Origin of the sequence: Promicromonospora iranensis, from assembly GCF_028994805.1 — a bacterium.
In the GTDB taxonomy this organism is placed as follows: domain Bacteria; phylum Actinomycetota; class Actinomycetes; order Actinomycetales; family Cellulomonadaceae; genus Promicromonospora; species Promicromonospora iranensis.
This window is the reverse complement of sequence record NZ_JAJQQP010000014.1, coordinates 1-12,244: the sequence shown is the minus strand read 5'-3', so window position 1 is coordinate 12,244 and position 12,244 is coordinate 1. Positions and strand designations below refer to the sequence as shown.

Annotated in this window: 10 protein-coding genes; 3 read left to right on the top strand and 7 right to left on the bottom strand. The window is 71.0% G+C overall.

All coding sequences use genetic code 11. The annotated features are described in order from the left end of the window. From LUM46_RS21555 to LUM46_RS21535, 5 genes are all read right to left on the bottom strand, one after another. Entirely contained in the window at positions 1–918 is a 918-nt protein-coding gene (locus tag LUM46_RS21555) for a carbohydrate ABC transporter permease (protein ID WP_274996837.1), read from the bottom strand. Beyond that, the gene (locus LUM46_RS21550) at positions 915–1,931 is read right to left on the bottom strand and encodes a carbohydrate ABC transporter permease (protein WP_274996833.1); all 1,017 of its coding nucleotides are present in this window, start codon (positions 1,929–1,931) and stop codon (positions 915–917) included. Before LUM46_RS21550 ends, LUM46_RS21555 begins: the two co-directional genes overlap by 4 nt. Positions 1,932–2,099: 168 nt before the next feature. Beyond that, positions 2,100–3,428, bottom strand: coding sequence for an ABC transporter substrate-binding protein (locus tag LUM46_RS21545; RefSeq protein WP_274996830.1), 1,329 nt, complete (start codon positions 3,426–3,428; stop codon positions 2,100–2,102). Between the two features lie 192 nt (positions 3,429–3,620). After that, complete coding sequence (locus LUM46_RS21540; RefSeq protein ID WP_274996828.1) at positions 3,621–4,964, bottom strand: ABC transporter substrate-binding protein; 1,344 nt, start codon at positions 4,962–4,964, stop codon at positions 3,621–3,623. Positions 4,965–5,240: 276 nt separating this feature from the next. Next, complete coding sequence (locus tag LUM46_RS21535; protein WP_274996826.1) at positions 5,241–5,765, bottom strand: DUF2505 domain-containing protein; 525 nt, start codon at positions 5,763–5,765, stop codon at positions 5,241–5,243. Between the two features lie 159 nt (positions 5,766–5,924). Between LUM46_RS21535 and LUM46_RS21530 the strand changes: the two genes are divergently transcribed. Beyond that, positions 5,925–7,406: a sensor histidine kinase gene (locus tag LUM46_RS21530; protein ID WP_274997148.1), complete on the top strand. Its 1,482-nt coding sequence runs from the start codon at positions 5,925–5,927 to the stop codon at positions 7,404–7,406. A 101-nt stretch (positions 7,407–7,507) separates the two neighbouring features. Here the strand turns inward: LUM46_RS21530 and LUM46_RS21525 are convergent, their stop codons facing one another. Then, positions 7,508–7,756, bottom strand: coding sequence for a WhiB family transcriptional regulator (locus LUM46_RS21525; RefSeq protein ID WP_026365970.1), 249 nt, complete (start codon positions 7,754–7,756; stop codon positions 7,508–7,510). Between the two features lie 438 nt (positions 7,757–8,194). Here LUM46_RS21525 and LUM46_RS21520 point away from each other — a divergent pair, with 438 nt between their 5' ends. Then, complete coding sequence (locus tag LUM46_RS21520; protein ID WP_274996824.1) at positions 8,195–8,467, top strand: hypothetical protein; 273 nt, start codon at positions 8,195–8,197, stop codon at positions 8,465–8,467. Here the strand turns inward: LUM46_RS21520 and LUM46_RS21515 are convergent. Continuing rightward, positions 8,415–11,537 (bottom strand): FtsK/SpoIIIE domain-containing protein, encoded by a 3,123-nt coding sequence (locus tag LUM46_RS21515; RefSeq protein WP_274996822.1) that lies wholly within the window; start codon positions 11,535–11,537, stop codon positions 8,415–8,417. The two genes, LUM46_RS21520 and LUM46_RS21515, sit on opposite strands and share 53 nt — an antisense overlap. Before the next feature lie 375 nt (positions 11,538–11,912). On the opposite strand from LUM46_RS21515, the gene LUM46_RS21510 reads away from it, so the two are divergent. Beyond that, a partial coding sequence (locus tag LUM46_RS21510) for an ATP-binding cassette domain-containing protein (RefSeq protein ID WP_274996819.1) occupies positions 11,913–12,244 on the top strand: 332 nt, incomplete at its 3' end.

Below are 12,244 nucleotides of genomic sequence, written 5' to 3'. Positions count from 1 at the left end.
TCATCCCTTCACAGCTCCCTGCATGATGCCCGCGACGAGCTGCTTGCCGACGAAGGCGAAGATCACCAGCAGCGGCAGCGTCACCAGGAACACACCGCCCATGACCAGCGAGTAGTCGACGAAGTAGTTCGCCTGCAGGGACTTGACGACGATCGGCAGCGTTGGATTCGATGAACTGAGCACGATCGATGGCCAGAAGAAGTTGGTCCACTGCTGGACGAACGTGAACAGGCCCAGCATCGCCGCCGCGGGTCGTGCGGCGGGCAGCGCGATGCTCCAGAACGTGCGGATCATCGAGGCACCGTCCACGCGAGCCGCCTCGATCAGCTCGTACGGCAGCGCCTCCGACAGGTACTGCGTCATCCAGAAGACACCGAACGCCGCGACCAGCGACGGCACGATGACAGCCTGGAGCTTGCCGATCCAGCCGAGGTCCGACATGAGGATGTACATCGGGATCACGCCGAGCTGGGTCGGGACCGCCATCGTCGCGATGACGAACACGAGCAGCGGTCCGCGGCCGCGGAAACGCAGCTTCGCGAACGAGAACCCGGCGAGCGTCGAGAACAGCACGACGGCAGCCGAGACGATCACCGCGATGATCAGCGAGTTGGTCAGCGCCAGCCAGAAGTTGATCTGCGTGGACTCGATCACCGTCCGGAACTGGGTGAACAGCGACAGGTCCGGCAGCCACTGCGGCACGGGGTTCTGCGAGATCGCGATCGGCTCGGACGAGCCGAGCAGCAGCGTGAAGTACAGCGGGAAGATCGAGACCACCAGCGTGATCCCGAGCAGCGCGTAGACGATCCAGCTCGCGCGGCGGTTGGTGCTCCCGCGGGACCTTTTCGCCCGACGCTGAGCGGCGACCTTGGCGGCGCCCTCACCAGCGGTCTGGGCGGTGACAGCGACGGAGCTCATGCGTTCCCTCCGGTGGTGCTCTTGCGCTTGGGCTTCTTGACCGCCGCGTTCGACGAGATGCGCTGCGTGACCAGGAAGTTCACGAGGCCGATCACCACGATCAGGATGAAGAGCATCCAGGCGACGGCCGATGCCCGGCCGAGGCTGTGCTGGTCGCCCCAGGCGAGGTCATACATGTACACGACGGTGGTCATCCAGTTCTGGTCCGGACCACCGAGCCCGATCGAGTCGAACAGCCGGACCTCGTCGAAGATCTGCAGGCCGCCGATGGTCGAGGTGATGACGACGAAGATGATGGTGGAGCGGATCTGCGGCACCGTGATGGAGAAGAACTGGCGCACGCGGCCCGCGCCGTCGATCACGGCGGCCTCGTAGAGGTCACGCGGTACGGCCTGCATCGCGGCCAGGAAGATCAGGGCGTTGTAGCCCATCCACCGGTAGTTGACCATCGTGGCGATGGCGACGTGGCTGGCGATCCGGTCCCCGTGCCAGGCGATGGAGTCGAGCCCGATCGTGTTGAGCATCGCGTTGATCAGACCGTACTGGTCGGCGAACAGCCGGCCGAAGATCATCGACACCGCGACGGGCGCCACCACGTAGGGGATCAGCACACCCATGCGCCAGAAGGTCGCCGCCCGCAGGTTCTGGTCCAGCAGCGCGGCGATGGTGATCGCGATGACCACCTGTGGCACCGAGGAGAACACGAAGATCGAGAGCGTGTTGACCAGGGCTTTCCAGAAGGTGGGCTGGGCCAGCACGAACGTGAAGTTCTCCAGGCCGACGAAGTCGCCCTGTCCGCCCAGCAGGCTCCACTCGTGCACCGAGACGAAGGCGGTGTAGCCGAGCGGGAACAGGCCGGTCACCGCGAACAGGATGAAGAACGGCGAGATGTACAGGTACGGGGAAAGCTTCACGTCCCACCGGCCGAGCCGCTGGGAGAAGCCGATTCTGCGCGACTCGCGCTGGGGCGCACCGGAATCCGGTGCCGATCGTTGAGGTGTCAGGACAGCCATTTCATCTTCCGCCGCGTCATCGTCGGGTGAGGGTCACTTCCGGTGTGTCGCCGAGCCCGGAACGGAGGGCGACGGCAATCGGTGGTCGAGCGTGTCGAGACCTCAGGTCTCGACACGCTCGACCACCGGATCACGTCAGCCCTCGGGAGGGCTCAGGCGCAGCTCAGGTCAGCCGAGGGCCGAAGCCTTCTGCACTGCCTCGTCCCATGCCTCGTCGGCGTCCTGCGACTTCGTGACGTCGACACGGTTGAGCGCGTTGGTGACCTCGTCACGGATGCCGAAGTAGTGCGCGCCCTTGAAGGGAGCGCCCTCGATCGTCTGGGCGCGGGTGGCGAAGATCTCGCCCACCGGCGCGTCGTTGAAGAACGGGTTCGTGGCGGCCTGGACGGCCTCCGAGTCCTGCGCCTCGAGCTGCGACGGGAACGTGCCTGCCGACTCGAAGAACCGGGACTGCTGCTCGGGGGCGGTGAGCCACGCGGCGAGCTCCTTGGCCGCCTCGGCGTTCTCGCCCGAGGCGGGGACGGTCAGGAACGAGCCGCCCCAGTTACCGCCGCCACCGGGGAAGACGTTGGCGACGTCCCAGCCCTCGACGCCACCGGCGCGCTCCTCGACCGGACCGGTCATCCAGGCCGGGCAGATCATCGTGGCGAAGGCGTCGTTCTGGAAACCGGCGTCCCAGTCACCCTCCCACTGCACCAGGCCGGCCGACAGGCCGTCCTCGACCGAGGCGGTGATCTCGTCGTAGATGTCCTTGACCTCGGTGTTGTCCGCGAGGGGCTTGGGCTCACCGGTCTCGGCGTCCTCGAACGCCTCGGGGAGCTGGTTGACCATCCCCTGGAAGGTGCCGCCCACGCTGTCGTACCAGGCAGCGTCGGACTCCTTCACGAAGTCGCGGCCCGCGGCGAAGTAGTCCTCCCACGTCGCGTCCTCGCCACCGAGCAGCTCGGCGACCTCTTCGCGGTCGGTCGGCAGGCCGGCCTCCTCGAACAGGTCGGAGCGGTAGCAGATGGCCTCGGGGCCGATGTCGGTGCCGTAACCGATGACCTTGCCCTCGAGCGTGGTGGCCTGCTCGACCTTCCAGTCCACCCAGCGACCGTCGAGCTCGGGGTCGGCCAGGTCGGTGAACAGGTCGGGGTACTGCATGAGCTCGGGCAGCCAGTCGACCTCGATGGCCTCGATGTCGGCCAGGCCCTCGCCACCGGCGGCGAGCTTGGTGGTCAGGTTGGCGCGAGCGTCGTCGCTGGTGGCGGCCGTGACGTGCTCGACCTTGACGTTCGGGTGCTCTTCCGTGTACTCGGCGAGCACCTCCTCCGTGTAACCGAAGTTGTTGAACGTGGCGACCTTGAGCGTGATGGGGCTGTCGTCGCCCGATTCGCCTTCGGCTGCGTCGCCGGACCCGCCGCAGGCGGTGAGGGCGAGGGCGATGGCGGCGACGCCGGCGGTCGCCTGGAGGGTGCGGGCGGCGGTGCGCCGCGTGGGTCGGGTACTGCTCAGCACTGGGGACTCCCTTGTCGTGCGATCTGGGGCTTGCGGTCAAGCTGGGTGCGGTCGCGTGACGTGCGAGCACGTCGGCGTACCTGCGCTGGAAGCGCTCCCACCACCATGGTGTGGTAGCGCTTCCACAGGCACTGATCGTTGCGCTGACCGCCATGTCGTGTCAAGACGGGCAGTGGGCGAAAGGATTGTCGGCTACTCCGGGACCCGGAAGTCGCCGACGGTCTGGACCGCCTGGTTCCAGGCGATCTCCGGCCCGCTGCTGCCGGTGTCGACAGCGGTCAGGGCGTTGTTCACCTCGTCGCGGATGGCGAAGTAGTACGGGCCCTTGTACGGCGCGCCGTCGATGGACTGCGCCTGTGCGGTGAAGATCTTGCCGACGGGAGCGTTGTTGAAGAACGGGTTGGTGTAACCCTGCACGGCCTTGGAGTCCTGCGCCTCGATCTGCGACGGGAAGGCGCCGGCCGCGGCGAAGGCCTTCGTCTGCTGCTCGGGTGCGGTGAGCCACGCGGCGAGCTCCTTCGCCTCCTCGGTGTACGCACCCGCGGACGGCACCGCGAGGAACGAGCCGCCCCAGTTGCCGCCGCCACCGGGGAAGACGTTGGCGACGTCCCAGCCCTGCACGCCCTCGGAGTACGACTCGATCGGGCCCATCATCCAGCCCGGGCACAGCATCGTGGCGAAGGCGTCCTCCTGGAAGCCCGCCGCCCACTCGGGGGTCCACTGCACGAGGCCTGCCGAGAGGTCGTCGCCGATCGCGGCCGTGATCTGGTCGTAGACCGAGCGGACCTCGTTGTTGGTCGAGAGGTCGGTGGGCTTCTGCGTCGCCGGGTCCTCGAACGCGGCGGGAAGCTGGTTGACCATGCCCTGGAACGTGCCGGTGGCGCCGTCGAACCAGGCGACGTCGGACTGCTCGGCGAACTGGCGGCCCACCTCGAAGTAGCGCTCCCAGGTGGCGTTCTTGCCGCCGAGCAGCTCGGCGACCGCCTTGCGGTCGCTCGGCAGGCCGGCCTGCTCGAACAGGTCGGCGCGGTAGCAGATGGCCTCGGGGCCGATGTCGGTGCCGTAGCCGAGAAGCTTGCCGTCCGGCGTGGTGGCCTGTGCCACCTTCCAGTCCACCCAGCGCTTGGTGACCTCGGGATCCGTCAGGTCCTCGAACAGCTCGGAGTGCTGCATCAGCTCCGGCATCCAGTCGACCTCGGCCGCCACGACGTCAGCGAGCTCGGCACCGTCGCCCGTGGTGAACGCCTTGAGCATCTGCAGACGGGCCTCGTCCGACGTGGGAGCCACGATGTGCTCGACGGTGACGTTCGGGTGCTCCTTCGTGTACTCCGCGAGCAGCTCTTCGGAGTAGCCGAAGTCGTTGAACGTCGACACGGTGAGGGTGATCGGGGCGTCGTCGCCTCCGTCGTCCGCCGGGCTCTGCCCCAGGAGAGAGCCGCAGGCGGTGAGGGGCAGGACGACGGCTGTGAGCGCGGCAACGGCTGTGCGTCTGGGGGCGACGGTCCGGCTTCGGACCGGTCCGTTTTTGCTGGGCACTCGGGACTCCTCGTGATCGTGACGTGTGTGTCGGGGCTTGAAAGCGATATCAGAGCACAGAGTTGCCCACATCCGACACGAATGTTCGCTCAGGTTCTAGCACCAGTTGCCCGAAATGGGGAGGCTTTGGACGAACCAGAGGTCACAATGTGGAAACTATGTCCGAAATGACGTGCTTGCGCCAGAACGGGCACAGGGTCGTCAGGATGACACGGCCGCGGTGCCCGGCGCGGCCGGCAGAGGGCGCCCCTGGCGGGGCGTCCGGAGCGGGACGGCTCAGGCCGTACCCGTGTGCTTGCCCGCGAGCCAGTCACGGCCTGCTTCCGCCTCGGTCTCGAGGGTCGTGCGCACCGCGCTGACCGCGGCCTCCTCGATCACCGCGCCGAACAGCGGCACCGTCGCCCGGACGTCACCCGCGTAGGTGAGACGCGTCCCGCCGTCGGGCAGCGCGGTCAGGGCGGCCGTCGCGGTGACCCGCACCGGCGCGCCCATGATCTCGACGGCCACGGTGCCCGTGCGGCGTCCTTCGGACGCTGCCTCCCACGCCTCGGCCTGGCGGATCTCGAGATGTGCGCCCACGAAGGGGCGGGCCTGCACGGGGATGATGTCGGTCGGCAGGGTGCGACGCACCACCACGGTGAAGCCGGTGGCCGCGGAGCCGGTGACGTCGGCCTGCTCGACCGCGCCGTTCACGGATCCGGTGGAGCGCTGGGCACGCCACCGCACGAACGACTCGTCGGCGAGCATCGCTGAGACGTCGTCGATGTTCGCGGGGAACGTCAGGTCCACTGTCAGGTGCACGGGCTTTCCTCCTCGCGCCGACGGGGCATGCCGGTGGTGGAACTCTAACCGACGCGTTGCGCGCGTCCGATCCGTACGTGCGATGCCCTGGCCAGGGGCGGGCGCTGCGCCCGCAACAGGTCATGGGTGGTTCCGGCATAGGCTGGGCGCGTGTCCGCGATGAGTGACCTGATCCTTGAGCACGCCGACCTCGAGCCGGCCGACGTCGAGTGGCTGCATCTGCTGGTCGGCGACTGGCAGGTGGTCTCGGACCTGGCGTTCGCGGACCTCGTGCTGTGGCTGCCCACCGACGACGGGCGGTTCGTCGCGATCGCGCAGTGCCGTCCCTCGACGGGCGCCACGGTGCACTACGACGACATCGTCGGCTCCTTCGCGCCCGAGGGCCAGCGCCCGCAGCTCGCCAAGGCCATGGCGGAGGCCAAGGCGCAGCGCGCCCGCGAGCCGCGCTGGTTCGGCGCGTACGCGGTGCGGGAGGAGGCCATCCCCGTCGTCCACAAGGAGACGGCGGTCGCGGTGATCGCGCGACAGACCAACCTCGGTTCGGGCCGCACGCCGTCACGGCTGGAGCTGAACTACGTCGAGGCCGCCGACGACCTCGTCGCGATGATCCCGCGGGGCGAGTTCCCCCTGCCGAACGCCGCGACCGGCTCGCGGCGCGGTGCCCCGCGCGTGGGCGACGGCCTGATCCGCCTCAACTCCGAGGGCGAGGTGCTGTACGCCAGCCCCAACGCCCTGTCGTGCTTCCACCGGCTGGGTGTCATCGGCCCGCTCGTGGGGCAGTCGCTCGTCGAGGTGACGGCCGAGATGGTCGAGCAGCTCAAGCCCGTCGACGAGTCGCTCCCGCTGGTCGTGATGGGCCGCGCGCCCTGGCGCACCGACATCGAGGCGCACGGGGTGTCCCTGTCGCTGCGCGCGATGCCGCTGACGGATCGTGGTCAGCGCATCGGCGCCGTGCTGCTGTGCCGCGACGTGTCCGAGCTGCGCCGGCGCGAGCGTGAGCTCATCACCAAGGACGCGACGATCCGCGAGATCCACCACCGTGTGAAGAACAACCTGCAGACCGTGGCCGCGCTGCTCCGGCTTCAGGCGCGGCGGATGGACGTGCCGGCGGCGAAGGAGGCGCTCGAGGAGGCCATGCGGCGTGTCTCGACCATCGCCCTGGTGCACGAGAGTCTCTCGCAGACCCTGGACGAGCAGGTCGAGCTCGACGACATGGTGGGCCGGGCGCTCCGCCTGACGGCCGACGTCGCCTCCGCGGGCACCTCGGTCCGGACGGTGCGCACCGGTTCGTTCGGCATGGTGCCGGCGCAGGACGCGACGCCGCTCGCCCTCGTGCTCACGGAGCTGGTCACCAACGCGGTGGAGCACGGGTTCGTGGGTCGCACGGTGGGCACCATCGAGATCGGCGTGGAGCGCGAGAACTCGGATCTGCGGGTGGTCGTCGCCGATGACGGCGTCGGTCTGCCGGAGAACGATGGTGCAGGTGGGCGGGGCCCGGGCAGCGGCCTGGGTACCCAGATCGTGCGCACGCTGGTCACCAACGAGCTCGGGGGAACCATCGAATGGTCGACCCGTGAGGGCGGCGGCACACAGGTGGAGCTCCAGCTCGTGCTGCGGGTGGCGGACTCGTCACGGTCCTGAGCCGGCTGCCCGGACATCGCCGACAAAAAATGACGCAAGCCGCGCCCGAGCGAAGGGGGAGTGCTCGGGCACGGCTCGCGGAGAAAAGCGTGGGGCGGAGGTCAGCCCGCGCGACGAGCGCGCGCGGTGCGGCGCTTGAGCGCGCGGCGCTCGTCCTCGCTCATACCGCCCCAGACGCCGGCGTCCTGGCCGGACTCAATAGCCCACTTGAGGCAGGTGTCGACGACGTCGCAGCGACGGCACACTGCCTTGGCCTCCTCGATCTGCAGCAGGGCGGGGCCCGTGTTGCCGATCGGGAAAAACAGCTCGGGGTCCTCTTCGAGGCATGCTGCGCGGTGGCGCCAGTCCATGGTCACGTACTCCTTGGAAGGAACTACCCGCCGTCCGGCTCGCCATGTGGGAGCATCGTCGTCGTGCGTCTGGGGCGCACAGGTCTGGTTATGGATCGTTTTTCCGATCCCTGTGCGCCAGGCGGCGACCGACGGGGGTTTGTTCGGGGGTGTGGTGGATTGCTGCGTCTAGGTTCACACGCTCGTGAACGCTCGCACAAGGGGTTACGGCGAAGTTTCTTCGGAGTGAACCCTGAGGTATCCGTCACACTATTGTGAATAGGCCGCTCACCAGTATCCTAGTCCGTCGTGCCCGTACTGGAAGCCTTTTTCGCAAGTCGTGTCCCGGCGTTTCTTCGTGCCCTCGTCATCGGCGTCCTGATCGAAGTGATCGGGCTCGTTGCTTTCGCAGTGGTGTTACTTGGTGAACTCCTTGCGGGCGGTTCCTCATCTCTCGGGGTGAGCCTCTTTCTGGTGCTCTTCCTCCTGGGTGTCGCCTGGGTTCTCGTCGTGTGCTGCCGAGCCCTCCTGGCGGGTCGTCGTTCTGGCCGTGGACCCGTCGTGACCTGGCAGCTCTTTCAGATCATCGGCTCCGTCGCGGCGATCGGGAGCGGCACCGGGATCGCCGTCACGGGCGGCTGGGCCGCCCTGGTGATCGCCGTGGCCGTCGGTGGTCTGCTCATGACTCCGTCCGTCGTGGCGGCCACGTCGGGGACCGGCTCCGAGGACTGATCGGCGGCTCCGGACCGATCGCCGGCTCCAGCACCTGGCAGAGCACCGGTTCGCTCCGGCCGCACCACGCTGCCCGGCCCGGCGGACCACCCGAGCCGGCGAGGGCTACCGGTGCCCCGAGCGCGACGTCGGCCGCGCGGTCCGTCCCGAGCAACACCAGACGTGGCCCTGTCCGCGACGTCAGGCCGCCCACCGACGGGCCCTCCGCCGTGACCGCGAACGCCACCTCGGACCGCAACGCCGCTGGTGAGAGCGTGGCGCGCGCGTCCTCGACGCCGTCGACGAGGACCAGCGCGCGGGCCTGGCGCCGGGTATCGGTGTCGGTGCTCGTACCGGCGTCGGCGCCTGTGTCGGGGCGGGCGTCGGCGTCGGCGAGCAGCCGGGCCACCGCCCCCGCGTCGTCCGGACGGACCGTCCCGCCGTAGCCAGGATGCTGCCGAAGGTGCGCGAACGGACGCGGGTCACGGGCGATCCCGTGCACCGTCCAGCCCCGCTGCAGCGCGGCCAGTGCCAGGGTGACCAGCGCCGTGGTGCGGCCGGACCGGCCCCGTCCGACGATCGCGAGGTGGCCTTCGTCCGGGTCCCACGTGACGGCCGTGCGCCGCTGCCGGTCCGGGTCGTCGCCGAGGGCGAGTACGAGCCCCGACCGGTCCCGCCGGGTGGCCGGTGGCAGGTCGGCGACGCCTGCCCGCTGGGGGAGCTGCGGCAGCCAGGGCGGTGCACCGGGTGTGTGGCCCAGCGCGCTCGCCGCTCGACGGGCCGTGTCGACCACGAGCACCGCCGTGTCCGGCCGAGCGGGACCGGGCCCGCTCTGCGGACGGACCCGGAGGTTGGCGTCGGCGCGCGCGGTCACCGTCCCGGGGCCGCCAGCGGGCCCAGGCACGCAGCGGCCCGTGGGCCAGGCCGGGGCGCGGCGCACCAGCGGCATCTCTGTCTCGGGCGCCGCCGTGACGTGCGCGCACTGCAGGGGTACGGGTGGCGCCGGGCCCAGGCGCAGCACCGCCCGCCCTGGTGCCGCGACCGGGATGCTCGCCGCCACGGGATCGTCGAGCACGTCCCGCGACTCGAGCGGGTCGGTGACGCGGAGCGCGACGCGGGCGCTGACGTTGGCCCGCAGGTCCGGCCCGACGGCCCCGCCCGGACGCTGCGTCGCGAGGACGAGGTGCACACCGAGCGACCGCCCCTGCGCCGCGACGCGCAGCAGGGCCGGCAGGAACGCGGGCAGGTCGTCGGCCAGGGCGCGGAACTCGTCGATCACCACCACCAGCCGGGGAAGGACACCCGGTGGCAGGGCGGCGACGTCGGGCAGGCCGCGGACGGCGAGGACGCGCTCACGGCGACGCAGCTCCGCCCGCAGCCCGGCGAGCGCCCGTGCCGCAAGCCCTGGTTCGAGGTCGGTGACCTGACCGACGACGTGCGGCAGCCCGGGACACGCGCCGAGGCTGGCTCCGCCCTTGAAGTCCACGAGCACCAGGGCGAGGTCGGCGGGCGACCGGGTCAGGGCGAGCCCGAGCACGAGCGCCTGCAGCAGCTCCGACTTGCCCGACCCGGTCGTGCCAGCGACGAGCAGGTGCGGCCCGTCGCGAACCAGGTCGAGGCACACCGGCGCGCCGTCCGTGCCGATCCCGAGCGGTACCGCCCAGCCGTCCGCACGGCTCCACCGCTGTGCGAGTGCCTCTGGCCCGGGCAGTTCCGCAAGGCCGTGCGCCCTGGTCAGGGATACGGCGGAGGGGAGGGGGGCGTCCTCGGGGTGCCCGGCGGCGGTGCGGCCGAGCCTGGCCGCGCCGGCGAGGAGGCGGGCCAGGTGCTCGGCCCACTCCGTGGTGACACCGACGAGCGGCACGACGCGCGCGGTCCCGTCCGGTCCGCTGATCCGGACGCGGCGGGCGTCGAGCACGTGCGCCACCGCGCGGCACCCGGGTGGTACCGCTCCGACGGACACCACGAGTCCGCCGGCCGCGCGGGCCCGCGTGACCGCGGCTCCGACCGCGGATGCGGGGCCCGGCACGGGACCGGCGCCGTCCAGCACGAGCACGAGCGGGCCGCCCCGGGGGAGCCAGCGGACCCAGGACCAGCCTGGGGTGTCGGCGCCGAGCCGCACGGTGGCACCCCGGGCGGCACGGCCGGCGACGAGCGCGCGGGCGACCGAGCCGGCCAGGTCGGCGGGGCCGAGCACGGCGACGGCGCCGTCGTGCAGCAGCGGCTCCCAGGGGTCGTCGGGGCGCGCGGGCAAGAGCCCAAGGGCGGTTCCCGGGGGAGTGCCCGGGGCACTCGACGGGCGGGTTGCGGGGGCAGCGGCCCGGGCGTCCAGCGCGGCCGCCCAGGCACCCGGCGAGACGTGGTGCGCGGCGTGCGCGAAGGCCAGGAGCCGGGCCGGTCCGGGCAGCTCCTGCGCGCGGTCCTGCGGCCCGCCGTGAGCCGTGGCCCGCTGCCGGGCCGCGCGGAGCTGTGGGAGGGCCACAGCCACGCCTACCAGCGCAAACACCGCCAGGAGCGGCTGACGCAGAGCGAGGGCGAGGCTCAGCGACGCGGCGGCCGGGAGCAGCGTGAGTGCCCAGGGCATGCCGCTGTGCGGCGGCGCGGGACGGGGCGTGAGCCACGCCGCCGGACCCCGCGTCCGGCGGACCGCGAGGCGACCCCCCGGCCGCAGGCGGACCCAGGTCCGGAGCGCGGCCAGCGGTCCGGCGACGCCGACCACCGTTCCGGCGTCCGGGCCCGTGACCCGCGCCACGAGCCAGGGCCGGCCGTCGGCGGAGCCGAGAGCTGGCCCGAGAGCTGGTCCAGGACCTGGGCCAGCCCCCGGGGCAGGAGTGCGCTCGACACCGTTCCGGCCCGGCAGCCGCACCCCGAGGACGGCACCGGGTAGCAGGGGGCGCTCGCCGACCACCTGGTCGTCGGTCAGGGGCACGTCGTCGACCGTGAACGTGGCGTACCGCAGCTCCGGGCGCCGGGTGAGAGCCGCGAGGGGTGCCCGCACGTCGGTCAGGCGGGCGCCGGGGCGCAGGAGCACGTCCTCGCCAGGGTGCAGGGTCACGCACACGGCGTCGCCGGACGTCGGGGGTGGAGTCATGGTCCCAGCCTCGTCGTCCACCCGCCCGGATCGGGGCGGGCACAAGGGTTTCTGTGCACGATCCCGGATTCCACAGGACCGCCGTCGTGCTCGCTACGGCACAACCCCTGGGTGAGTGCCCCTACCCGGGCCCGACCGGATGTACGACCAGGGGATGACACGGCCAGGGAAGGATCAGGCCGACGCCCGATGTCCCTGCCGGTCCCCGCTCCGTAAGTTCGTACCTGCCGGCCGTACCGGGGTCAACCCCGGGAAGGCCGGACCACTTCCGGGCCGCACGCAGGGGACGTTCTCCACGTGCGCCGCCCGGCGCGAGTCGCCACCGGCGACCCGCCTGCAGCACTCAGCAGCATCGACGACTCGAGGAGCAAACTCGTGGACACCACCGTGTACGTCCCGGCGGACCAGCCGGCCCCGGCGCCGGGCGGCGCCGCCCGCGCCGTACGGGCCCGGAGCCTGACCAAGACCTATGGCAAGGGCGAGGCGATCGTGCGCGCTCTGGATGGCGTGGACGTCGACTTCGAGCAGGGTCGGTTCACGGCCATCATGGGGCCGTCGGGGTCGGGTAAGTCGACGTTGATGCATCTGTTGGCTGGTCTGGACTCGGCGTCCGGGGGGCAGGCGTTCCTTGGTGGCACGGAGATCACTGGTCTGAACGACAAGGCGTTGACGCGGTTGCGTCGGGACCGGGTCGGGTTCGTGTTCCA